Origin of the sequence: Flavobacterium plurextorum (assembly GCF_002217395.1) — a bacterium.
Classification (GTDB): Bacteria; Bacteroidota; Bacteroidia; order Flavobacteriales; family Flavobacteriaceae; genus Flavobacterium; species Flavobacterium plurextorum.
On sequence record NZ_MUHD01000016.1, the window covers coordinates 265399 to 289229 of the forward strand.

General features: G+C 32.7%; 21 protein-coding genes. 8 read left to right on the top strand and 13 right to left on the bottom strand.

Annotated features, from left to right (window positions below; translation table 11 throughout):
* Positions 1–5: 5 nt before the first annotated feature.
* The 6 genes from B0A81_RS09890 to B0A81_RS09915 form a co-directional block, all read right to left on the bottom strand.
* Positions 6–1139 carry an efflux RND transporter periplasmic adaptor subunit gene (locus tag B0A81_RS09890; protein WP_089057929.1) on the bottom strand — a complete coding sequence of 378 codons (1134 nt, stop codon included), beginning with the start codon at positions 1137–1139 and terminating at the stop codon, positions 6–8.
* Positions 1140–1708: 569 nt separating this feature from the next.
* Complete coding sequence (locus tag B0A81_RS09895; RefSeq protein WP_089057867.1) at positions 1709–2461, bottom strand: LytR/AlgR family response regulator transcription factor; 753 nt, start codon at positions 2459–2461, stop codon at positions 1709–1711.
* A 5-nt stretch (positions 2462–2466) separates the two neighbouring features.
* A complete protein-coding gene (locus B0A81_RS09900) occupies positions 2467–3552 on the bottom strand; it encodes a sensor histidine kinase (protein ID WP_089057868.1) in 1086 nt (361 codons plus the stop codon).
* 93 nt (positions 3553–3645) lie between these two features.
* Complete coding sequence (locus B0A81_RS09905) at positions 3646–4692, bottom strand: beta-ketoacyl-ACP synthase III (RefSeq protein WP_089057869.1); 1047 nt, start codon at positions 4690–4692, stop codon at positions 3646–3648.
* Positions 4693–4704: 12 nt separating this feature from the next.
* On the bottom strand, positions 4705–5538 hold the full coding sequence (locus B0A81_RS09910) for a universal stress protein (RefSeq protein WP_089057870.1): 834 nt from the start codon (positions 5536–5538) through the stop codon (positions 4705–4707).
* A gap of 220 nt (positions 5539–5758) precedes the next feature.
* Positions 5759–6238, bottom strand: coding sequence for a DUF1203 domain-containing protein (locus B0A81_RS09915; RefSeq protein ID WP_089057871.1), 480 nt, complete (start codon positions 6236–6238; stop codon positions 5759–5761).
* Between the two features lie 336 nt (positions 6239–6574).
* Here B0A81_RS09915 and B0A81_RS09920 point away from each other — a divergent pair, with 336 nt between their 5' ends.
* From B0A81_RS09920 to B0A81_RS09940, 5 genes are all read left to right on the top strand, one after another.
* Positions 6575–7597 carry a LacI family DNA-binding transcriptional regulator gene (locus B0A81_RS09920; protein ID WP_089057930.1) on the top strand — a complete coding sequence of 341 codons (1023 nt, stop codon included), beginning with the start codon at positions 6575–6577 and terminating at the stop codon, positions 7595–7597.
* 180 nt (positions 7598–7777) lie between these two features.
* Complete coding sequence (locus B0A81_RS09925; RefSeq protein WP_089057872.1) at positions 7778–8701, top strand: carbohydrate kinase family protein; 924 nt, start codon at positions 7778–7780, stop codon at positions 8699–8701.
* An 11-nt stretch (positions 8702–8712) separates the two neighbouring features.
* Positions 8713–9975 carry a sugar MFS transporter gene (locus B0A81_RS09930; RefSeq protein WP_089057873.1) on the top strand — a complete coding sequence of 421 codons (1263 nt, stop codon included), beginning with the start codon at positions 8713–8715 and terminating at the stop codon, positions 9973–9975.
* Positions 9972–11384 (top strand): carbohydrate porin, encoded by a 1413-nt coding sequence (locus tag B0A81_RS09935; protein WP_089057874.1) that lies wholly within the window; start codon positions 9972–9974, stop codon positions 11382–11384. Before B0A81_RS09930 ends, B0A81_RS09935 begins: the two co-directional genes overlap by 4 nt.
* 15 nt (positions 11385–11399) lie before the next feature.
* Positions 11400–12242, top strand: coding sequence for a sugar phosphate isomerase/epimerase family protein (locus B0A81_RS09940; RefSeq protein WP_089057875.1), 843 nt, complete (start codon positions 11400–11402; stop codon positions 12240–12242).
* Between the two features lie 349 nt (positions 12243–12591).
* On the opposite strand, the gene B0A81_RS09945 is transcribed toward B0A81_RS09940, so the two are convergent.
* A complete protein-coding gene (locus B0A81_RS09945; protein ID WP_089057876.1) occupies positions 12592–13152 on the bottom strand; it encodes a hypothetical protein in 561 nt (186 codons plus the stop codon).
* Positions 13153–13333: 181 nt separating this feature from the next.
* Between B0A81_RS09945 and B0A81_RS09950 the strand changes: the two genes are divergently transcribed.
* The gene (locus B0A81_RS09950) at positions 13334–13738 is read left to right on the top strand and encodes a helix-turn-helix domain-containing protein (protein ID WP_089057877.1); all 405 of its coding nucleotides are present in this window, start codon (positions 13334–13336) and stop codon (positions 13736–13738) included.
* A gap of 225 nt (positions 13739–13963) precedes the next feature.
* Here the strand turns inward: B0A81_RS09950 and B0A81_RS09955 are convergent, their stop codons facing one another.
* The 3 genes from B0A81_RS09955 to B0A81_RS09965 form a co-directional block, all read right to left on the bottom strand.
* Positions 13964–15142: a hypothetical protein gene (locus tag B0A81_RS09955; protein WP_089057878.1), complete on the bottom strand. Its 1179-nt coding sequence runs from the start codon at positions 15140–15142 to the stop codon at positions 13964–13966.
* A 6-nt stretch (positions 15143–15148) separates the two neighbouring features.
* The gene (locus tag B0A81_RS09960; RefSeq protein ID WP_089057879.1) at positions 15149–16348 is read right to left on the bottom strand and encodes a hypothetical protein; all 1200 of its coding nucleotides are present in this window, start codon (positions 16346–16348) and stop codon (positions 15149–15151) included.
* Between the two features lie 792 nt (positions 16349–17140).
* Entirely contained in the window at positions 17141–18253 is a 1113-nt protein-coding gene (locus tag B0A81_RS09965) for a serine hydrolase domain-containing protein (protein WP_123922174.1), read from the bottom strand.
* Positions 18254–18569: 316 nt separating this feature from the next.
* Between B0A81_RS09965 and B0A81_RS09970 the strand changes: the two genes are divergently transcribed.
* Complete coding sequence (locus B0A81_RS09970) at positions 18570–19265, top strand: pseudouridine synthase (RefSeq protein WP_089057881.1); 696 nt, start codon at positions 18570–18572, stop codon at positions 19263–19265.
* Between the two features lie 190 nt (positions 19266–19455).
* Here the strand turns inward: B0A81_RS09970 and B0A81_RS09975 are convergent, their stop codons facing one another.
* The 3 genes from B0A81_RS09975 to B0A81_RS09985 form a co-directional block, all read right to left on the bottom strand.
* On the bottom strand, positions 19456–19971 hold the full coding sequence (locus B0A81_RS09975; RefSeq protein ID WP_089057882.1) for a hypothetical protein: 516 nt from the start codon (positions 19969–19971) through the stop codon (positions 19456–19458).
* Positions 19972–20165: 194 nt separating this feature from the next.
* A complete protein-coding gene (locus B0A81_RS09980) occupies positions 20166–20864 on the bottom strand; it encodes a DUF1826 domain-containing protein (protein ID WP_089057883.1) in 699 nt (232 codons plus the stop codon).
* 231 nt (positions 20865–21095) lie between these two features.
* Positions 21096–22520 (bottom strand): amino acid permease, encoded by a 1425-nt coding sequence (locus B0A81_RS09985; protein WP_089057884.1) that lies wholly within the window; start codon positions 22518–22520, stop codon positions 21096–21098.
* A 398-nt stretch (positions 22521–22918) separates the two neighbouring features.
* On the opposite strand from B0A81_RS09985, the gene B0A81_RS09990 reads away from it, so the two are divergent.
* A complete protein-coding gene (locus B0A81_RS09990; protein ID WP_089057885.1) occupies positions 22919–23656 on the top strand; it encodes a DUF3667 domain-containing protein in 738 nt (245 codons plus the stop codon).
* Positions 23657–23831 lie beyond the last annotated feature (175 nt).

Sequence of the window (23831 nt, forward strand, 5' to 3'; positions counted from 1 at the left end):
AAAAATTATTTACTGCTTATGGCTTTACCAGCGATTTTCGGAACTACTTCCATACTATCGTAAAGCATATCGATAGAATTTAAAGCTACTTTGTCTCCCGATTTTAACCCTGATTTTACGAAGTAATCTACTCCGGCGCTTCCTGCAATTTCAATGGGAACCATAGCTACTTTATTGCCTTCTTTCAAAACAAAAACGAAAAATTTATCTTGAATATCTTTTACACTTGCCATTGGAACTGTTATAACTGATGCTAAACTTTTGTTTAATACCACTCTTGCTGAACCTCCAGAACGTAATTCTTTTTTCGGATTGGGAAAAATGGCTTTTAAGGCAATTGTACCTGTTGTGCGATCAATATTTCCGCTGGCAACTTCGAGTTTTCCTTTTTGATCGTATAGGCTGTCATCGGCCATAATCAAACTTACTGTTTGATCGCTTTTTGAATCTTTCGAGAAAGCCAGATAATCTGCTTCTGTCAGCGAAAAATAAACAAACACATTGTTAATTTCTGAAAGTGTAGTTAAAGGAACGGCATCGTTTGGTGTAACTAAATTTCCTATACGATTTGGAATACGACTAATATAACCGCTTACAGGAGCTTTAATCAAAGAAAAATCGGCATTTAACTTTGATGATCCTAAAGCTGCCTTAGCTTGTGCTACTTGAGCTGTTGCTGCTTCGTAACTGGCTTGTGCTGTTTTTAACTGCATATCAGAGAAAACTTTTCCTTCAACAAGCGGTTTAATTTTTTCTACTTCCAGCTTTGCATTGGCTTGATTCGCCAAAGCGCTTTTGTAAGCGGCAAGGCTGTTGTTTACCTGCTCGGCATATATGTCGCCTTTAATTTTAAAAAGAGATTGTCCTTTGTTTACATAATCTCCTTCTTTGACATAAATGGCTTCAAGATAACCTGATACTTGCGCTTTTATATCAACGTTTACAGTACCTTCGACTGTTCCGGGATATTTTTTTTCTACATCGCCAGTTACGGAACTTGTCTGTAAAAAGTCAACTTCTGGTTTTGGCGGAGCTTGCTGCGCATCTGCACTTTTCCCACACGAAGAGAAAGAAATGATTATCAATAAAACCGCAATCCTGCCAATTGCTTTATTATTCTTAAAAAACTGTTTTGTCATTTTACTTTTCATTTTAAATGAATTACCTCAAATTTGACAACAAATTAACAACTCAAAAGAGCTTTTTTACGTGATAAACTTACCCAAACGGCATTTTTTGATACTGAAACGAAGACGTAAGTCTACCCAAATAATAGCGCATAAAAAAAACCTTATGCTATAGGATTCTACACTATAGAAAGGCTTGTTTATAATTATTTTGAAAGAAGATTAAATCGCAACGATTTTTCTCAGCAACGAGAAATAGGCATGCAGTCCCGATAGTTATCGGGAGCGAAGACGCAAAGATTTAGACATATAATTTTAAGCCTATTACAAAAAACTTCAAAAGAGTTAGATAGAATTAAAGGATTGAAAAGTTTCTTTTTTTCTCGCAGATTATGCAGATTTTAGCAGATTTAATCATGCAATAGCAATACTATGTTGCAAAGTTTTTTTTTACCGCAGATTAAAGGATTTTTTAGCAGCAATTTTGTTCTTCTGACGGAGGAAAAAACAACAAAAAGAGCTTTTCAACAAAAAAAGAAAAAAACTGTGTCGCTTTGAGCCTTTGTCACTTTGCGTCTTTCCTAGCGATCCATCCATTGTTTAAAATAAGGTGCTTTTTCGCGGCTTATAATTACTTCGCGTTCGGGATCAGCTATTAAATGAACTTTAAGCTTAGCATTAAAATAATTAGCAATTGATTTTATGCTTTCGGCACGTATGAAAAATTGTCTGTTGGCGCGAAAAAAAACATCAGGATCAAGTTCCTGCTCCAATTCTTCCATAGTTTGTGGAATTGGAATCACCATTTCAGATTTTAAAACCAAATTTGAAGTTTTAAATTCGGAATAGATAAAATCAATATCGGTAACATTCACACTTTTGTAGCCGTCACGATACGTTACTAAAAAGCGAAGACGAAAATTTGGTTTATTTATAAAACCTTTTAAAATTTCGGCAATATCAATATTACTGTCGGATTTAGATAATTTTCTAAACTTTTGCAAAGCAAATTCCAATTCGCTCTTATCAATCGGTTTCATCAAATAATCGATACTGTTAACCTTAAAGGCTCTTACCGCATATTCATCGTAAGCTGTGGTAAAAATAACGGGACTTGTAATTTTTATTTCTTCAAAAATAGAAAAACTGATTCCATCAGCCAGACGAATATCCATGGTTATTAAATCCGGTTTTTCATTTGCGCTTAGCCAATTTACAGCTCCTTCAACGGTATCAATAATAGCAAGGATCTCGCAATTGGGTTCTAATTCTTCTAAGAGTCTTTTAAGTCGACTGGCATTAATACTCTCATCTTCAATAATCAAAATTCTCATACTCTCTATATTAATGGTAAACGCACTGTAAAACTTTCTAATGACTGTGAAAAAACAGGTTTTTTGTTGAATAGAATCTTATAGCGAAATTCTATATTTTTTCGCCCTACACCTGTAGAAACTAGGGATTTTCCTGAAGTAAGCTGTAAATTATTTTTTACTATTAAACTTTTTTCTTCTGAATAAATGGATATAATTAACGGACTCGATAATGTTGCCATATTATGTTTTACGGCATTTTCGACCAATAACTGTAAAGTTAATGGCGGCAAATGAAGGTCAAGACAATCGCTGTCAACTTCTAGATGTAAGTCAATTTTTTCGCCCAATCGTTTTTTCAGCAGATAGAAATAGGCATTTAAAAACTCCATTTCTTCTCTTACCGTTATAGTATCTTTATCTAAGTTCGAAATCATATAGCGGTACACTCGTGTAATATTTTCCAAGAAAGATCCTGCTGCTTGTTGATCTTCATGAATCAGTTCGGTCAATGTACTGAAATTGTTAAATATAAAATGAGGATCTAACTGTAATTTTAGTGATTCTAACTGTGATCGTGTTACGGCTTCCTGAAGTTTTGAAGCTTTAATTTTAAGCTCAGCTGCTTCATTTGAGGTCACACGCCAGCGGTTCAATAAAAAAATTCCCGTATGTACTGAACTAATAAAAAGAGATAATATCACAGCCATAATATTTGACTGCCAAATAATAAGCAGTTCATTTTCTTCTAAACAAGCTTCGGGATATAGATAGTTCCATAAATATGAAAAAACATAGTTTAAAAGAATATTTCCCGCTATGAGGCACATAAATTGCGCAACTGCTCTAAAAATAGGATTATGCTCCCAGCGTATCAAACGATTTAAACTTCGTCCAACAAAAAGACTTAATTCTGTAAGTACACCACAGTATATCAGAATAATAAAAATATCGAATGTCGAATCAAGGGATATTAAAGATTCTTCTTGATACGGATTCAACAGATAATAGGAAGACAGATAAACTAAAAAAACTACCGGAATGACTATAATCCTATAGTATTTGTAGAAAAAATTCTTCCCCGAAATTTTATTTTGAATGTTTCCTCCCATTTACTTACAACAACTGGTTTATGAATAAATTTAGACTTTTAATTTTAAACAAAGATAAAAATTGAAAAATCCTATTTTGATTCATCTATAAGATTACGATAATTGTGGTTCAAAAACTTTCCTTTTTTGAATTGTTTTATTAGACTTCTGTGATTTTCTTTCTCTCATAACACCCCATTTTAAACAGGTTGCTCCCCAAGAAAATCCAGCTCCAAAAGTAGTTATAAGCAGGTTTTGTCCTTCTTTAAAATCGGCAGCATAATCCCATAAACATAACGGAATTGTCGCCGAGGTTGTATTACCATATCTTTCTATGTTAACTTTTACTTTTTTATTATCGATAGAAAGATTCTCGCTCACAGCATTTATAATTCTCAGGTTTGCCTGATGCGGGATAACCCAGTCAATTTCATCGGCATCCAGACCATTACTAATCAAGACATCTTTAGATATGTTTGACATCGCTTCAACAGCTCTTTTAAATACAAAAGATCCGTCTTGCTTTATATAATGTTTTTTGTGCAGAATACTCTGCATACTTGCAGGAAATTTGGATCCTCCTGCCGGCACAATTAAAGATTCAGTACCGCTTCCGTCAGTTTTTAAAATACTCTTCATTAATCCGTATTCTGTTTCGGTCTTTTCTAAAAGCACTGCTCCTGCTCCATCTCCAAAAAGAATACAAGTATTTCGATCTTCATAATCAACAATCGAACTCATTTTGTCCGCACCAACTACAATAATCTTCTTATAACGTCCGCTTTCAATCATAGTGGCACCCATTTCAAGAGCATATAAAAAACCACTGCAAGCTGCATTCATATCAAAACCAAAAGCATTTTTAAGTCCGCTCAGCTCACATATTTTACTGGCTGTTGGAGCTAGAACATGATCTGGCGTGGCTGTTGCGAGTATCAAAACTTCAATTTCAGAAGCATCAACATCATAATTGCTTATTAAATTTTCGATCGCACCGCAAGCAAGGTCAGAAGTGCTTTTACCTACTGCAATTCGTCTTTCTTTTATTCCGGTTCTCTTCTCAATCCATTGCTCTGTAGTCTCAACAGTTTCCGAAATTGTTTTATTATTCAGGATTGAAGTGGGTACAAAACCGCCGATAGCTGTAATTACTGCCTTCATTTTTTATTTTTTTTAATTCTTTGGAATAGATAATAATGGAATATCTAAACCTGCTGCCATAATTCTAGTTTTACTTCTATGAATCAGTGAATCCCAGAAACCATATTTTTGAGGTGCCATTACTAAGATATCAGCTTCAAAATTTTTAATTTCTTTCTTAATTTCATCGATCACGGCATTTGATCTTACGTTTTTATAAATGTATTTTACATCTTCAAACTTTTTTTCGATTGAAGAATTTAGTAAAATTTTGCCTTGTTCTTCTCTTATTTCGTCCAATTTTTCGTCAACGCTGAAAAATTCAATTTCAGAACCTAAGTTACCAATCACCTCTCTAATCCAGCTGAATCTTCTAATTGACGATAAACTTAGTGTATCACAGGCATACAGGATTTTTTTTGCATTTTGAAAACGGGCATTTTGTGGAACAGCCAAAATAGGAATATTTAAATTTTTAATAACCGAAGTGGTTGTATTTCCTAATAAATCCTGCTCCAATGAACGTTCTGCCATTCCCATAACAACAAGATCAGCATTGGTCTGATCAATGATAGCAGGAAGTTCATCTTCTAAAAAGGAATAGCTGCAAATGCTTTCTACCGAAATTTTAAACAAATCTGCGATCTCTGAACCTAAAACCTGAACTCGTAAAGTTGCCTTATCCATTTGTTTCTGCATCGATTCGGCGGTAATCAAAGAATTAGCGCTGTGAACACTTAACGAAAATGAGTTGAACAAAATAAGTTTGGCACCTGTTGCTTTTGCAAGTTCCGCAGCATAAGTTACTGCATTACCTGCTATAGTAGAAAAATTTGTAGCCGCGATTATGGTAAGTGGAGTGATCATAAATATATTGATTAAGCAATTATTCCCGTAAAATTGCTTAATTAAACTTTTCCTTTTTTTTTAAAATTACTGAAGAATCATATTTTTAGTCTCAACCGTAATTTTTACATCCTGAAAATTTTTACTGAAGCTTTTTTCATTCAATATTACTTTGGAGCAGATCTCTTTTTTACCACAAAAAGTTAAGGATGTTTATTTTTACTTAAAAAAAAATACAGAACTAAACTCTTTCTATTTTACAAATAAAACAACAGGCCTCCGAATTTCTTGCGTGAAGATATTCAACATCGCACTTTGTTTCAAAGATTTCAGCAATTAATAAATCGATATCATTATCGCCAACTAATTTAGTAAAAATCATTTTTTGTTCTTTGCTATATCCGATTAGCGACAAAGGGAAATTTTCTTTATCTGCTTTTATTTCTTTGGGAAAATTGTAAATATCCGAATATTGCTCCACTTCGTTTTTGTGAATAAATATAGGTCCAGATTGATTAAAGGCATTATGTTCTGCAAACGGACTATAAGCAAAAACCAAACGAATATCCTGATTAACATTAAATGGTTTCAACGAAACTCGACATGGTCCTTTTCCCGTTGCTAATTGCTCGTAAACTTGATTACCAAAATTATCAATATTTGTTTCGCGAATTTGTCTTACAAACTCTTTAGATAACGGAACAATTTTAAAATTTTTCATGTTTTTTTACATTTTAATTCAAAACAAATTTATATTCTGTTCCTCTTATTAAAAATCCGTTTCTTGCTCAATTAAAGCTCCTATATCATAAAAGAAAATTTCAACAGCATATTGATTTTTCAAGCCTTTACAACTTAACATTTTATGGTTTTATATTTTTACAAATAATCCTTAGTCTTAATAATAGAAATTCAAATTAAAGCTAAGTATACTATACATCACACTCGAAAAAGGTTAGTGATCTATTATTGATCTCTCCTAAAACAAAAATATTTTGAAATAAATTTGCTTAAACGTTTAACTTTATTATATTTGCCTTTCCAAGAAAACGTTATAGTGAAAAAAGTTTCCATAAAAGATGTAGCATTAAAAGCAGGTGTATCTATCGCCTCGGTTTCGTATGTGCTTAATAATAAGCCCAACGGCCGCATTGGAAAAGAAACTACGGAAAAAGTTATAAAGGCAGCCGAAGAATTAAACTATCGTGCCAACACTGCGGCTAAAAATCTAAAAACGAAACGCACCAATATTATTGGACTCATTGTGGCAGATATTGCCAATCCTTATTTCTCGCAAATAGCCAGAATAATCGAAAATGAAGCCACTAAAAAAGGATACACGCTTATTATTGGAAGTTCTGACGAAAATAAAGAAAAATTTGAAAGTCTTGTAAGTATGTTTTACCACCGTCAAGCGGAAGGACTTATTATTGCACCAGTTGAAAATTCAGAAGCCTGCCTGCAAAAATTACAAAAGCAAAATATTCCATTTGTTTTCATAGACCGTTATCTTCCAAAGATCAAGGCAGACAATATTCAGATTAACAATTATGACATTAGTTATAATGTAACCCAGCATCTTATCAAAGAAAAACGAAGCAATATACTTCTTGTAGCCTATGATACAACTCTGGATCATTTGATGCAAAGAACACAGGGTTTCAAAGATGCTTTGAAGAAATACAACATCCCGTATAATGATTATAATGTATTGAATATTAATAAGGATCATATTGATCAGGATATTGATCAAGGTTTTAGTGCTATATTTCAAAGCAAAAACAAACCCGATGCCGTATTTTTTGTTAGTAATAAATTGGCCGTTTCAGGTCTGAAAAAACTCATGAAATTGGGTATTGCTATTCCTGCTGATCTAGCGGTTGTGGCTTTTGATGAAACGGAAGCCTACGAACTCTTCAGTGTTCCATTATCTTATGTAAGTCAGCCTTTAACTGATATTGGAATTTCAGCAGTCGAGCTTATTCATAATAAAATTACAGATCCGCTGCTTCCAATAAAAAATATTACACTAGAAGCTCAAATGCATATTAAAGCCTCTTCAAAATCCAACAATTTATAATATTTTTTTATTTATCATTTTGCTTAAACGTTTAACTTAATCACTTATGAAATTAGAAACTCTACTTCTTCCTATACAAAATAGCATATCAGAAACACAAATCAATATGCCTTTCAAAATTTAATAATTTATAATATTTTTTTATTTAATACTTTGCTTAAACGTTTAATCTAACCACTTATGAAAGAACAAACCACTAAATCGTCCATATACTGTTATGGAGAAGTACTTTGGGATATATTCCCTGACGGAGCTCGCGCTGGAGGAGCTCCTTTTAATGTAGCTTACAATTTGATGAGAATGGGAATAGATGCCCATATGATCAGCCGAATTGGAAATGATAAACTGGGCCGTGATCTTATGAAACAACTCAGTGACTGGAATATAGCTACTGAAAACACACAGATTGACAACCATTATCCCACCGGAACTGTATTGGCTCATATCGACGAGCACAATGAAGCACATTATGACATTACAGAACCTGTTGCTTGGGACTTTATTGAACTTAGAGACGACCAAATTAATAAAGTAAGTAATGCGGCAGCTTTTGTTTTTGGAAGCCTAATTACCAGAGGAGAAAAATCTCGAAATACACTTTTTCAACTTTTGGAAACAGCTAAATTCAAAGTATTTGATGTCAATATCAGGCCTCCTTTCTTTTCTGTACCTGTAGTCAAAGAACTTCTTTATAAAGCAGATCTGGTGAAGATGAATAAAGCTGAATTACGACTTATACTAGACTTTTTAGGCAGGGATTATATCAATGAAGACGACAGCATTCGCTACATACAAGATGAGTTTAATATAAATGAAGTTCTGATAAGTAAAGGCAGTAAAGGCGCTATTTATTATAACGGAGACGATCATTATCAAGCTTTGGCAGTTCCTGTAAAAATAGCAGATACGGTAGGAAGCGGAGACGCATTTCTGGCAGGATTTCTCTCTAAGAGAATTACCCATTCAAGTCCCGAAGAAATTATGGCACAAGCCGTTGCATTAGGAGGTTTTATTACTTCTAAAGAAGGCGCTTGTCCTTCTTATACCTTAACGGATTTTAATGCTTTCCGCCAAGATCACAAACTGATTTATTCTTCAATTTAATTAACTATCTGATGTCACAAGCTAAATTTACAGAGAAAAAATATGCGATTACCTTCATATTTGTAACATCACTATTCCTATTTTGGGCAATTGCCATTACAATGGGTGATGTATTGAACAAACATTTTCAAAATGTTTTACACATTAGTAAATCAGAATCAGGACTGGTACAATTGTCAATTTTTGGTGCTTATGCCGTAATGGGAATTCCGGCTGGTTTGTTCATGAAAAAGTACGGATACAAAAAAGGAGTATTACTAGGGCTTATTCTATATGCACTGGGCGCCTTTTTATTTATACCGGCGGCTCAAAACGAATCTTTCTCTTTTTTCAGAGCTGCTTTGTTTATACTGGCTTCTGGTCTTGCAACTCTTGAAACCGTAGCGCATCCTTTCGTTGCGTCACTTGGAGACGAGCGCACAAGCGATCAGCGTATTAATTTTGCACAATCATTTAATGGTTTAGGCGCCATAATTGGACCTCTTCTAGGTGGTTTTTTCATACTGAATACAAAAGGTGCTGAAGGTTTAGAATCTGTTAAAACCCTTTACATGATTATCGGATTTGTGATTCTTGCCATTGCTCTTGCTTTTTGGTTTGTAAAAGTACCAGCCCTAAAAGATCCGCACGGCGAGCAAGCAGAAAATACGACTGATTCAGCAAACCTGGATGTAGTGCCTAATGCACCTTTGCACCGTCAGCGCCATTTTATGTGGGCAGTAGCAGCACAGTTCTTTAACATTGGAGCACAAGGCGGAACTTGGGCTTACTTTATCAATTATGGTGTAGAAAAAACAGGTCTTCCTGACAATCAGGTGGCTTATTATTTTTCTCTAAGTATGGCTATGATGATGATTGGACGTTTTATTGGTACATTTTTAATGCGTTACATTGCGCCAAACAAATTACTGGCTGTATACAGCATTTGCAATATGCTGCTTTGCGTGATCATTTCACAAAGTTTTGGATGGGTTTCGTTTGGAGCTTTAATCATGCTTAACTTCTTTTTAAGTGTAATGTATCCAACTATTTTTAGTCTGGGATTAAAAAAACTAGGTAATAAAACGGAGCAAGCTTCTTCTTTCTTAGTAATGGCAATGTTTGGCGGGGCAGTATTCCCTCCTATTATGGGATTTGCAGCCAACACCAATATTGCTTACGCTTATCTTTTACCAATAGTTTGTTATGTGGTTATTCTTTTATTCGCTGTCAAATACTACAAGCCAAAAACACTTGGATTAGGAGAACTTACTATAAACAAAAGCAGTATATGATACCTGCTGTTTTTTACAGGTTTGCAGCATTAGTAATCTTACTGTTATGTTCTATTTCTACTAACAGTCAAATTGTTATCAGCAATAAAAACTTTTCATTTGGAACTACCGGAAGAATAGGATTTGGTTATTCTCCGGACATTGAAGGTCATACAGGAAGGCAGCTTAACCTTTTGAATCAGGGTTCTCTTGGGGGGAGAATGGATCAGGGAGATTATGTAGATTTGCTGCCTTCCTTTCACTTTATGCCGGTAAATGCCAATAAAGAGCAAACTGCTATTGACTTTCAAGTAAGACTGGCTTTTTATTCTTCTAACGGTACATTTTTAGGAAACGTAAATTCAGGATCTACAGATGGTATGATTGTTAGTTTACCCGAAGCATTTGTAGAAGCACGCAATATTGTTGGAAGTCAATGGAGCGTTTGGGCGGGAGCCAGATACATGCGTTATGATGATGTGCACATAGCCGATTATTTTTATTTTGACGATCACTCCTCTCAGGGATTTGGCATCAAATACAAAAAAAGCTCGTTTTCTATGTTTTTTCCGGCTGCTATAGATACCACTTCTTCTGGTATGGGGACGCCTTATTCCTATTCTAATATCATAACAGGTAATAAGTCGTTAACCTATCGTCAACGTGAAGTAATGGTTGCCGAACACAGTTTTAATTTATCGAGAAAACATATTGTAAAACTATTGGCAGAATATCACCATGTGCCTGCAGTGAGTAAAAATGCAACACCAGCCTTTCCATCTGATAATGGTTTTGTGGCAGGTTTTAAAATAAATTCAGAACTTGAAACTCAAAAAATAGGATCCTTCAATCAGTTTTCTATGCGTTATGGAACTGGAATTGCTAATGGTGGAGACAATGGAAATACTCAAACATGGCGTACTTTTGGAGCACCGGGAATTGAGGATAAAACCTATAAAGGAGCTTACTCTTTTACAATAGTTGAACATCTTATGCTGAATCTTTCTAATAGAATAAGTATTAATCCGTATGCTGTTTATACTCAAAGCAAAGGCGGCGCTGATACAATGGACAAAGCTCCCGATTTTTATAACAGGGATATTTACAACTATAAAACAGATTTAGCAGTTGGCACAAGAGTAATTTATTATATGACCAATTGGTTTCATTTGGTCTCTGAACTGCATTATACCGCGCGTCAGGATAGTAACAATCCCACAGCTTCAATGGTAAAATTTGCATTTGCGCCTACTATTGTGCCAACTGCCGAGCGGAGTCCATGGGCGCGACCGCATTTGAGATTTATTGCAGAAGTTTCCCGCTATAACGATTATGCAAAAAATGCTATGTATTCACCGTTTTTACAACAAGCTGGACAAAAAAGATTTGGTACTTATTTTGGAGTGCGATCTGAATGGTGGGTATTTTAACTTAAAAACAATACAATGAAAATAAAATTTGGAGCTTCTCTCCTATCTTGGATAACACCTCTTTGGAATGCCGAAGCAGGACATTATGCTATAAAAAAAACAGCTCAAACAGGTTTTGATATGATTGAAATCCTACTTCCTAATAGTATGGATTTTGATGCAAAAACAGTAAAAAAACAACTTCAAGAAAATAATCTTGATGTTGCCTGTTCCTTAAACCTGCCTAAAGAAGCCCATATTCCTTTTTATCCTAAAGAAGCATTAACATTGATTTGTAAAGCGTTGGATAAAACCGCTGCTTTAGACGCTGTTTTTTTGGGAGGTGTGCTACACGGAGGAATTGGAGTTTTTACAGGAAATCCAATTACAGATAATGAAAAAGAAATCATTACAGAAGTTTGGCAAGAAGCAGCGCTATATGCTCAAAAACTTGGAATTACAATTGGTATCGAACCTATCAATCGTTATGAAAGTTATTGCTGTAATACAGCAGAAAATGTGTTAGAACTCATTAAAAAAACAAGTACAGCAAATCTTGCAGTTCATTTGGATACCTTTCATATGAATATTGAAGAAAGTAATTTTTATGATCCGATTTTAAACTGTGGGAAATTACTAAAACACATGCACATTACCGAAAGTAACCGTGGAATGCCAGGAGAAGGAACTGTTAATTGGAGCGAACTCTTTAAGGCTCTTAAAAAAATTGATTTTGAAGGAAATCTTGTCTTGGAAAATTTTTCATCAGATGTGCCGGGAATGCAGCAAGCTGTTTCTTTATGGCAGAAATCTCCACATAATGCAGAAGAATTGGCTAAAGGAAGTCTTAATTTTCTAAAACAGCATTTAAAAGATTAAGCATTAGTATTTTTACAAACATTTATTAAAAAAGAACTCTAAATCTTAGGATTACAGAGTTCTTTTTTTGGGTAATTGTATACTTGTTTACAAAACCTTTTATTGCAGAATTTGAAGCTTATTACATTTTATTGTGAAATCAAATTTTACATCAATCCACAACAGGAAATCTAAACTTATCACTCCTCAAAATTGCAATCTAGAAAAATATTCGATTTTTTATAAAAACTAATATTTTAGACTCTTAGTGATATTTTAGACTCTTAGTGATATTTTTAAATCTTATTGTAGTAAGTATAAAATTGAAATTTTCATAATAACATATTTTAAAGTTTGAATAAGAGATATATTATTCTGTTTGAGAATTAATCTGATTCGTTTTCTTGATTTTCTCAACGCCTCTTTCTCTCATTAGTTCTGCTGCATTGAGCATTTTAATTAAATGAATATAAGGCGCCGCCAAGTCAAAGTCTGGATCTTCGGCGTGGGGAGACAATGAAAGCTCGAGGATTTGACATAGAAACAGTTCAAATTCTTCAAGAGTTTTTTCGTCAAATGCTTTTTGAAATACAATAAAAGGTTTATCGTATTCTTCCTTTGTAAGAGATGAAAGATGAAAAACCGTTTCACATTGCAAAGACTCTTTCACTTTCCATTTTTTGCTTTTCCTTTGCAAACAATAACAAATTTTAAGAAAAGAATTGAGAGCAGTATACAAAACAAAAATAGTAGAAGGATTGTCCTTTTTGCATACTTCTTTTTTATAGCTGCAAATCACCACTTCGCTTAAATTTTGTTTATAATAATCAAGATCTGCATAAGTAAAAAAGGCATCAATTGCCTTAAATGGATTTCCTGTTGCATATCCTGCCCAAAAGCTGGTTTCGAAAGATATTTTATTCTTTTTCATAATAAAGAGATTTAAAATTATCAAGCGAAGTTCTATTCATTCAAAAGGATAAACTATTCTAAAATTAGATATATTATCTTACAAAATATTATTTTATGAGATATTTTTTTATCTTTGAAATTCATGCATTTTTAATGCAAATGGCTTTATCTTTGAGCCTTTAGTAAAATTGATATTCATTATGGAACAGAAAATACATCAGGGAAGAAACGTAAAACGTTTCAGAGAAATGCTTAACATAAAGCAGGAAGCATTAGCTTATGATCTGGGCGAAGACTGGAACCAAAAGAAAATTTCAATGCTCGAGCAGAAAGATGTAATTGAAGACAATTTGTTAAAACAAATCTCGGCAGTATTAAAAATTCCTGTTGAAGCTTTTCAGAATTTTGACGAAGAGCAAGCGATAAATATTATTTCTAATACCTTTGACAATTGTCAGCAACCTGCATCAGTATTTTACAATTCAACTGTTAATCAAATTGATCAGTTTATTAAACTACACGAAGAAAAAATTGCTTTATATGAAAGGATGTTGAAAGAGAAAGATGAAATGATGGCGAGGCTTGAAAAATTGATTGGAAAATAATCATTTATAAAAGATATATAAAACAAAAAAAGAGACTTTCGAAGTCTCTTTTTTTGTTTTGGAAGTATTTGTTCAATTTATAATCTGATCAAGATTATGAGTACAAAGTCAAGAGACATTTAAGCAGTTTCTCATTAGAATTTTATGGAGAGCATTTTTTTTCATCGTAAACCAAAAAACGCTTTTAGTTAATAAAATATCTTTTTTCTTTTCCAAAAAACATTACTATTGAAAAAAAGTAACCAAATGAGCAATTAAAACTTCAGTTGCGACATTAATATCATTCATACTTGATTCAGTAATATTACTATCTATAACAGGATCGTGCATCAATCTGTAATTATGCACCAACTTATTCCTATAGCCATAAAACACATCTGTAAGATTTAATTCTTCATGCTTAGTAGGGTCATTAAATTCTAAATCATTGATATGGATATAGAATGCCAATAATAAACTTTTTAAATGGTCATCTAACACCTTAGGAGGGCGCGCATAAGTAGTTAGAAGTGCTGAAATTCTTTTCTTTTCAGAACTCTGCTCTCCTAAAACTTCTTTAATTTTTCGACCTGACATACTTTCAAGTTGTGAACAAACCTTATTCATTACCTCCACCTTTATAACCTTGTCTATTAAAATTTCTATAACTTGGTAAAACATTATAAACCTTGTAACAGTTTCATTTTCTTTTTGAACAAGTTTTTTAAATAAGTGTCTTACAAAATGTTCATCTATTAAATGAGCATTTGCTTTAGGTATTTTTAAGTGCTTTCTTTTTCTGTTTAATGTTTCTGTTTTCAAATAATTATCACCCAAAATTGGAGATAAATTTTTTTTTTCAATGGGATTTTCTTTAGTAAAAGAAGTAAATCCGTAAAGAAATAGATGAGATAAATAATTATCAATTGAGAAATTAGAGATCTGTGCTGTATACTGGTCACAAAGTACTAGTATAATTGTATCATCATCAAAAAAATCAACTATTTTTGGTGAAGAAGTTAAATCTACATCTTTAGTTTGAATAGAATTATCTTGAGAAAATAGGTACTGAACTGCATAATGCGCATAAGTAAAATTATGTTTGTCCATTTCTAAAATATCTGGCTCAAATAATGCATCTAATCTAAAAAAGTATCCCATTCGTCCATTATAATCCAAATTTTCATCGGAAAGTCGAAGCTCTACAATATCTTTCTGTGCATAAAAAGGATTCTTAAATAAATAAACTGTCACTGAAAATCCTTCATATATAACTTGAGTTTCATGCTGCAGGACAAAATCTAATTTTAAATCTGCATAAGTCAAACTATCAAGCGAATACACTAACTTGTTCTCATTTTCGATAGTCGTTACCAAAGAAAAGTTATGTAAATCACCAGTCGTTTTATCACGTAATACTAACATATCAAACTACTTATATTCTTTTTCTTTCCTTGTTCTATCAAAAGCATATTCAGTCGCTTTTTTAAAGTTTAAGTAACTATTGTTTTCTCTATCGAACAACCCCTTGAAAAAATATCTAAAATAGTATCGTTGATCATTACCAATCTTTTTTGATTTTTCTTTTATAATGTCAAGATGTTTGAGAAGCTGATAAATAACGTAATCCCAATCGTCTCCCTCAGCATTTATTTTTTCAAACAATTCCCTAACTATAATTAAATCCAGACCATTATCTTCCCTAAGACTACCCAAGCCAGCTCCAAATCCTGTAATTGCTTGAGACTTCTTAAATATATCAAGTATTGACTTTCCAAATGGATTGGCATTTAGTCTAAGTGAATCATCCACAATACTTTTATCATACGACCAACCATCAGTTTTAAACAGAAGCACTTCCAAAAATATCTTGTAAGTAATCAGGAAATCCTTAAAAATATCTTTATTATCATTTTCTTTATTTAAAACTTCTAAAGTATTTATATTATCCAATATAGTAGTCCTGTCAATTAGCGATTCGTCTTTTTCTAAGTAAGAATTGAAACCATCAAGAATAGTTTTAAAATTGTAATCATATATTGAGTCGGAAATAAATGTATCTTCTTTGTCAGTGGTCAATTTTATCCCTTCAATTCCTACCCTAGAATAATCAAAATAAAGAATCTCCATTAAATGTCTGGTAGACATTGTTGTTTGCCCTGTATTTAATGTGATCATTCGGTATAATAACCCAACTCTACTTAATCCCAAATAAACTTCTGCCCTAATAGTGTGACTATAAAGTTTTTCAAGCTCTACCGTTCTATTATTCTTTTTTAGATCATCCTCTAACTCTAGCAACACAAATGTTCTTTGCAACCCATCAATAATCATAATATCATTTGATTCAGTAGCTTTCTTTATAATTTCACCCGTATCTTCATAGTTCCTTTCATTTTGTAATTCTGCCCTATCATAATTACTGACAGCTAAAACTATTGACGGCATAAGGCAATTTCTTTGTAAATCAGCTTTTAAAATTTCTTTAATTTTTGATTTAATAACCTTTCTGCGTTGATATTCATTATTATCTATAATTTTTCTAGCAAAAGATAAATAATCACCAATTTTTATTTCTATTAATGCATTAAGGGCATCTATTCGTTCATCAAGCAAAATCGATTTTACCATGAGTTTTGATATATTTAGTAAGTAGTAGTGTTTTAATTTATTTAGTAATGCTAATGTATGATTATTGTTTAAAACTCACAACCACTAAGAAAAATGAATGACAACATACTCGATAGCGCGGATTTGTAATCCGTGCCCGCGAAGTATAATTTTGAAATAGGCTAAATTAAATATAACCTAAACTATTTGCCAGATTAGTAAAACGGTAATAAAGGAAACTATAGCAAACACAATTAAGTTAATGGCTCTATCTTTACTTCGTATAGATTTATTTGATAAATATTGTTTCGTAATCTCTTTATTTCTAGTGTTTTTTGTTTTCATATTTCTTTAAAATTGATAATGTTTGGGGTTATAATTCTATTATTACAGCTGTAATGAAAATTATATAGCTTTCAAAATTGATGTAATCCTATATATTTATGCAAAACAGTTGATTTATTTTTGATAAACAAAAACAAATTGCATGCCAATAAAACTCAAGAAACATCAAACAATTAATTATCAATCAAATACAAAACAAAAACTATCATGCCATTTATAAATCCTATCAAAATGATATGATCAGCCTTCCAAAATGAGAGACATAATTGACCTTTGACTATGGAAATAGAGAAAAAATGATGACAAGACTCGAAAACTGATCAAGATTATGAGTTCTAAATCTGGAGACATTCATACAGCTTTCTATAAGAACTCTTGGCGCAGCTGCTGTTCGGAACTGATTATTTTTTATTAAAGATAAAAGTCAGCATGATCATTAAAAAAAGTATACTATAACACTTTAAATGTCTAATTAATTAGTAACTCGGCTATTTTATTGTTGAACGCAGCACCTTTGTCACAATTTGTAAAAAAAATGTACCCATTTTGATTGGCTCTGTTAATCTTAAAGCCCGACTGGAAGTCGCCATTGTTACCTCCATGCTCATATATGGTTCCAAACGAAACTGGTCGAATTGCTATTCCTAAACCCCAGCCAGTATCGCCATTAACGAGGTAATGTGGTGATTTTTTATCTAAAGCAACTTGTTCATTAAACATTTCATTCACAAGAGATTTAGAGATGCCCTTACCTTTCATCAAACCAATCAGAAAAGCTGAAAAATCCAGCGCTTCCGTATGCAGTCCGCCAGCAGCATCGAACCAAGTAGAATCTTGCTCGGGAAAAGAAGTGGGCCAACTCTTTTTAGAGACCATGCCATTTACATGTCCCGTAATTTTATGATTACTTATGTAATTGTTACCACTAAACCATGCGTGCTTCATATGCAATGGTACAGCAACCTCTTTTTGAAAGAGCGGATCCAATGTCTGTATTGATAATCCGTTTAAATGAGCAATCACTAGAGACAAGTAACGGTAACCTTCGCCAGAATAAGCAAATTCTGTTCCGGGAGTAAACTTAAGATACAATTCACCGTATTTATAAAGGTTTTCGTCGCGCTTATCAAAATACCGCCAGTTAGGAAATCCAGTGGTATGCGATAAAACCATCCGAGCGGTGATCAATTTGTAACGTTCGTCTTTTTCAATGTCTTTATAGGGTAAATAACGATATAATGGCGTATCTAAATCTAAAAGCTTTTTATCAACCATTCTAAGTACAAAATAAGCAAACACAGTTTTAGACATGGATGCTGCTTCAAAAATCGACTGATCATTAACTTTCAATTTGGTTTCTAGACTGGTTACACCTAAAGATCTGTGATAAACGACTTTGCCGTTATTGATAAGTGCAAACGACAAACCCGGCATAGCGAGAGAATCCATTTGTTTCTTGATATACTTATCCAAGTCTTCTGAATTCAGCTTTTTTCCACTTAACGTTTGCAATTGCGAATAACTACTATTGCTTAACAGCAATAATAGTAATACTATTATGGCGGGTATTTTCTTGACCATTTTGATTATTATTTTAGTGAAGTCTGAAATAATCCAGCATTTTGAATCATTCTCTAACCATTGGTCGTGAAGATGTTGCAAATGTTACATGCTATAAAAAAGGCTATTCCTATTTACATTTTTTTTTCGCAGCATGTAAACAACTCGATCTTTCGGATTTATAATCTTTGCCATCAAAGTATATCTTGACGGATTTAAAAAAGTAGACTCAGTTTTTATTAGTGTTAGGAAAGAGCACAGAAAGAATTTACGAGCGATCAGAAAATAAATAAGTCTCAAAAGAGATTTAAATCGGAATCTCTTTTACTTTTGCCAAATGTTAGAAATTCTTTACCAAGACCAGTATATTATTGCCATTAATAAACCAAGCGGGTTGTTGGTTCACAAATCATTTTATGCGCGCGATGCAAAAGTGTATGCCATTCAGGAACTGAGAAATCAAATAGGGCAACACGTTTATCCTATTCATCGATTAGACCGCAAAACATCTGGTGTTTTGTTATTTGCGCTGGACACAGCTGTTTTGAAAATTATGAATGATCGTTTTGCGACACGTGAAGTCGAAAAAAAATATTTAGCCATTTTACGTGGCTGGTCACCCCAAGAACAAACGATTGATTATGATTTAACAAATGATGATAACATTACACAAAATGCAATAACCTACTTTCATCGTTTGCAAAATGCGGAAATTGAGCTTAAACTTAACAATAAACCCACGTCTCGATATTGTTTGGTAGAAGCGATTCCTGAAACTGGGCGTATGCATCAGTTACGAAAACATTTTAAGCATATTTTTCATCCCATTTTAGGAAGCCGTCCGCATGGTTGCAACAAACAAAATAAACTATGGCTGGAGAATTTTGAACTGAAAGGAATGATGCTTCATGCACATCAGTTAATTTTTAATCATCCCATAAACAATCAACAACTAATACTGAATGCAAAGGTTAATGAAGAATTTAGCAAAGTTGGTACTATTCTTCGTCTGGATTTGAGTAAGTATCAATAGAATAGCTCTAAATCGATATTCATCTTTATTTTCTGCTGGTATTCTAGAAATGTTAAGAGAGTCTGAATTGATCAAAAAAAAAGCCGTCTAAAAATTAATTTAGACGACTTAACTAAATACAATTAACTACCTGAATAGTTAAAATGATATATTAAGTTTGAAATAATTTACTACAAGTTATTTTTTATTATTATTTCAAAGGATACGGTTTGTGTACTACACGTACAATAACCATATTTTGTGGTTGTACCGGAACCCCGTTAACTTGCTCAGGAAGAGATTGTGTATATTCATTAATTCCACTATCAAGTCTTGTCATTGTTGCCAATGCAGTACTGCCATTAGGAAAAGTTAATATACGAATACCATCTTTTAACTCAAAAGATCCTTGTGCTCTTGGCGTTCCTTCGGGATCACTTACATTTCTAAATTCAAATGTACCTGAATTGGTTTCGCCCGCTGTTAATCTCCAGGTTGAAACGCTAACTGTGCTAGGATAATCTGCAATTTTGTTTTCTATTCCTCCATTTACAAAAACTTCAGTGGTTTGCCATCTTGTAGAAGTTATTATTTGACCAGGAGTTTGTACAGGTGTTACAACTTGAGCGTCATCATCCGAGCTGCAAGAGACACACATAAATAGAATGCTCGCACAGATAGATGCATAAGCATAATTTCTTTTTTTGAAATTCATCATTTTTTTCATAAGTATTAATTTTAGCATACAAGAATAAAAAAAAGAATATCCATAAAAAGTCATAAAAATGCCATTTTAAGGTACTCTTAGATTGTGTCAGTTCTAAAAATTAAAAAGCAAAAAAAATCCCACTTCTAAATAAATGGGATTTTTTACAGGACTATATATTGATCATCAAATTATTGCATTGTCGAACAATTTCCTCAACAAATCAACAATAACCGATATTCTCCATCATTTTCTATTGGTGCTCTATGAATACAAGGTAATACTTCTTGTTTTGGATGATCTACAGCCAGACGCCAAAGATGTCCTAATCCTAAATTAATAGGTTCTGCATTGGGATGTAATTGATAATGTAAATCAAAATAATTTTCTTTTAGAAAGTCTTCGAATTCTTCCTCTGGTCCATCATGCAGTTCTTTTAGCTTGGCTCGAATTTCTGGAATTAGAATTTTTTGCTCTGCTTTCGAATTGGAAACAATATCACTTGCTGCGCCGAAATAAGTACATAAAAAAGTATCTGTTGCAATGGGCGAACGATCAACGTGAAACGAATACACATCTGTAGATATGAAATCAAATTCGTCATCACGTTCGTAACACTTTAGCAAATTAAGCGAAGGCGAAGCTCCAAAATCAGCTAACAATTTGAGATCATTTAAGATTATTTCTCTTGCTGTATTTCCCTTTTCTGAGAGTTGGAGAGCTATTAGATCTTCGGGAAAAACTTCGGTTATATTTTCTTTTAAAGACAACTTGGTTACAATCTCATTAAAATCACCATCTAAATTTCTGTACCAGCATAACGCATTCATTTCTCCTTTGAAATTGGTATGTACAAGATCAGAGAAACTAGCTGCTACTCCAATTTGGCTGTTATCAGAAAATATATTGCTCATGGTATAATATGATGTAATAACGCATTGACTGTAATTATTTTTAAACACATAGAAAAATAGACTCTGCCTTCTCAAAAAAAAAAAAAGCATTTCACTTATTTGCAAAACATATCACCTATATGTGTTAGATACGAGTTTGTTTTAATTTTCTTTTTTTAGAAAAGAAATAACTATGTTTTTATGTGTTTAAATAATATTGCTATACATTATAATAATGCAGTAAAAGCTGCTTTATTTTTTTGTTTTAAAAACTTTGTAGAATACAAAAAGAATACCCAGCCAAATAGGAATTAATTCTACAGACAATTTCATATTTGTCATCCACATGATGGATAAAATTCCCAATAAAAACACGAAACAGATGTAATTACTTACTGGATAAAATATTGACGGAAACTTAGTTTTTGTGTTCTCCTTGTCTTTCGCAAGTCTAAATTGCAAATGCGTATACGAAATCATAACCCAGTTAATAACTAAGCAAGAAACCACTAAAGACATTAAAATACTAAAAGCTTCTTCTGGAATTACTTTATTTATTAAAATACAGATTGCAGCAAAGCATGAAGAAATTAAAATGGCATTAACTGGAACCGATTGTTTGTTTAGCTTCTTTAAAAATTTAGGTGCACTGCCCTGATCAGCTAAACCAAATAACATTCTTGAATTACTGTATACACTGCTGTTATATACTGATAAAGCGGCGGTTAATACAATTAAATTAAGCACATTGGCTATAAGTTTTGTAAAATATATTTTATTTCCAAGCAGCTCAAATTCCATTCCGTTTAAGTTTTGAAAAACCATTACAAACGGACTGCTGTCTGTAGTAATTTGTCTCCACGGTGACAAAGCAAATAAAATAACCAATGCACCAACATAAAATATCAGGATTCTATAAATAACTTGATTGGTAGCTTTTGGAATGTTTTTTTCTGGATTTTCGGCTTCAGCAGCGGTAATTCCAATTAGTTCTAAACCTCCAAAAGAGAACATAATTAAAGCCATTGCAGCTAATAAACCTTGAAAACTCCCATCAGTATTTTTTTCAAAGAAACCTTTTGGAAAAAAGCCGCCATCGTTATATAGATTATGAATTGAAGCGTTTTCTCCTCCTGTACCGCTTATAAGCAAGTAAGTACCAAAAAGAATCATTGCAATAATTGCGACAACTTTTATGATTGAAAACCAAAACTCCGTTTCTCCGTAAACTTTTACAGAAGCAAAATTCAAAGCATTAATAACCAAGAAGAAAAATAAACTGGATGCCCACAGCGGAATTTCGGGCCACCAAAACTGCACATAAACACCAATAGCTGTAAGTTCAGCCATGCTGACTAAAATATACAAAATCCAATAATTCCAACCTGATGCAAAACCCGCAAAAGAACCACAATACTTATAAGCAAAGTGACTGAAACTTCCTGATACAGGCTCTTCAACAACCATTTCACCAAGTTGTCTCATAATAAAAAAAGCGATAATTCCAGCAACAGCATATCCTAAAATAACAGATGGACCTGCTAATACGGCCGCTGGACCAATACCTAGAAAAAGACCTGTTCCTATTGATCCGCCTAAGGCAATTAATTGAATGTGGCGATTAGTCAGCCCGCGTTTAAGCTGATTGTCTTGTACGTCTTCATGTTGTTTTTTCACAAACCAAATTTTTAAATGAGCTAAATGTACTCACAAATGTATAAACCGCGAAGATAAGTTAAAAAAGGAATCGTGCAAAACAAAGCGTTTTTCTATTATTTCAGATCTATAGTTTTAGAGGTATTACAAGATAAGTTTTTATTAATTCTTAGGCTGACTTGATCAAAATTCTCACAGATGAAATTCCTTTAAAATTATTTCGCTATTCATGAATATTTTATTTATCAAATATTAAAATTTAATTAAATTCGCGAATAAGTTTTACAAAATAAGCCTAAATGGCTTTTCACGAAGTATAAAAGTGAGCCGTTTAGTAAAATAGAATCTTCGCGATAATACCACCAGAAACGCGTAACAAAAGAATAACCATTAATTGACAAAAACACCAGAACGAACCAATGACAAATAACTGTTTAAATTGTAATGAAGAAACTACAGCGAAATTTTGCAGCAATTGCAGTCAAGCAACATCAACACATAGATTTTCTTTATCTCACGTTATTAAGCATGATTTTATACACGGAATCTTTCATTTTGACAAAGGTTTTTTCTACACGATAAAAGAACTGTTTTCAAGACCAGGACACAGCATTAGAGAATATGTGCAGGGAAAAAGGGTAAAACACTTTAATTATTTTGCCACAATAATTCTTTTACTGACAATCAATTATTTTCTGAAAAAATGGACAAAAATTGACATATCAACTTTGTTTAATAAAACTGCAGTCTCTGGACTTTTTAAAGTTCTAAAAGACTACTCAAAAATTACCGCTTTTTTGCACATTCCTATTATTGCTTTTGTCAGTTACTTATTATTCAAAAAAAGCAAACAAAATTATACAGAAAACTTAGTACTGAATTTGTATTTGTTATGCGGAGTATTGACAATCAGCCTTATTTTTCCAATTAGTATGATTCTTAGTGATAACAAGGAGTTTCTTCTTGGAGTAAATATTTTATTGTCTGTACTAACCTTTTTGTATATAGCATTTTTCTATTATCAATATTTTTCGGTCTTTGATTTAAAAAAGTATAAACTCATCATTCGATCTATTCTAATTGCAGCCTTGTATTTGCTGACTAAACAAGTAATAAACAGTATTTTGAATACTGTTGGGACTAAATTTTTAAGTTAATTACAAACTAAGATACCCTAACTAAACGGGCTTAAAACATAAATCACTGATTTATAGATTTATGCATTAAAAAATGCAGTCTTTCTAAATCCGTCTAGTAAAAACAATCCTCGAAACTACAAATATGGTTGCAACTTATAAGTTGCAACCATATTTGTATATAAAAGAATTAAAG

Bases quoted from the DNA above. Each gene is read 5' to 3' on its own strand.
- B0A81_RS09950 (WP_089057877.1), top strand. From the start codon at position 13,334: ATGGAACAGAAAATACATCAGGGAAGAAACGTAAAACGTTTCAGAGAA.
- B0A81_RS09915 (WP_089057871.1), bottom strand. From the start codon at position 6,238: ATGAAAAATTTTAAAATTGTTCCGTTATCTAAAGAGTTTGTAAGACAA.
- B0A81_RS09905 (WP_089057869.1), bottom strand. From the start codon at position 4,692: ATGAAGGCAGTAATTACAGCTATCGGCGGTTTTGTACCCACTTCAATC.
- B0A81_RS09900 (WP_089057868.1), bottom strand. From the start codon at position 3,552: ATGGGAGGAAACATTCAAAATAAAATTTCGGGGAAGAATTTTTTCTAC.
- B0A81_RS09940 (WP_089057875.1), top strand. From the start codon at position 11,400: ATGAAAATAAAATTTGGAGCTTCTCTCCTATCTTGGATAACACCTCTT.
- B0A81_RS09965 (WP_123922174.1), bottom strand. From the start codon at position 18,253: ATGGTCAAGAAAATACCCGCCATAATAGTATTACTATTATTGCTGTTA.
- B0A81_RS09890 (WP_089057929.1), bottom strand. From the start codon at position 1,139: ATGACAAAACAGTTTTTTAAGAATAATAAAGCAATTGGCAGGATTGCG.
- B0A81_RS09980 (WP_089057883.1), bottom strand. From the start codon at position 20,864: ATGAGCAATATATTTTCTGATAACAGCCAAATTGGAGTAGCAGCTAGT.
- B0A81_RS09960 (WP_089057879.1), bottom strand. From the start codon at position 16,348: ATGGTAAAATCGATTTTGCTTGATGAACGAATAGATGCCCTTAATGCA.
- B0A81_RS09910 (WP_089057870.1), bottom strand. From the start codon at position 5,538: ATGATCACTCCACTTACCATAATCGCGGCTACAAATTTTTCTACTATA.
- B0A81_RS09895 (WP_089057867.1), bottom strand. From the start codon at position 2,461: ATGAGAATTTTGATTATTGAAGATGAGAGTATTAATGCCAGTCGACTT.
- B0A81_RS09935 (WP_089057874.1), top strand. From the start codon at position 9,972: ATGATACCTGCTGTTTTTTACAGGTTTGCAGCATTAGTAATCTTACTG.
- B0A81_RS09955 (WP_089057878.1), bottom strand. From the start codon at position 15,142: ATGTTAGTATTACGTGATAAAACGACTGGTGATTTACATAACTTTTCT.
- B0A81_RS09975 (WP_089057882.1), bottom strand. From the start codon at position 19,971: ATGAAAAAAATGATGAATTTCAAAAAAAGAAATTATGCTTATGCATCT.
- B0A81_RS09930 (WP_089057873.1), top strand. From the start codon at position 8,713: ATGTCACAAGCTAAATTTACAGAGAAAAAATATGCGATTACCTTCATA.
- B0A81_RS09990 (WP_089057885.1), top strand. From the start codon at position 22,919: ATGACAAATAACTGTTTAAATTGTAATGAAGAAACTACAGCGAAATTT.
- B0A81_RS09970 (WP_089057881.1), top strand. From the start codon at position 18,570: ATGTTAGAAATTCTTTACCAAGACCAGTATATTATTGCCATTAATAAA.
- B0A81_RS09945 (WP_089057876.1), bottom strand. From the start codon at position 13,152: ATGAAAAAGAATAAAATATCTTTCGAAACCAGCTTTTGGGCAGGATAT.
- B0A81_RS09925 (WP_089057872.1), top strand. From the start codon at position 7,778: ATGAAAGAACAAACCACTAAATCGTCCATATACTGTTATGGAGAAGTA.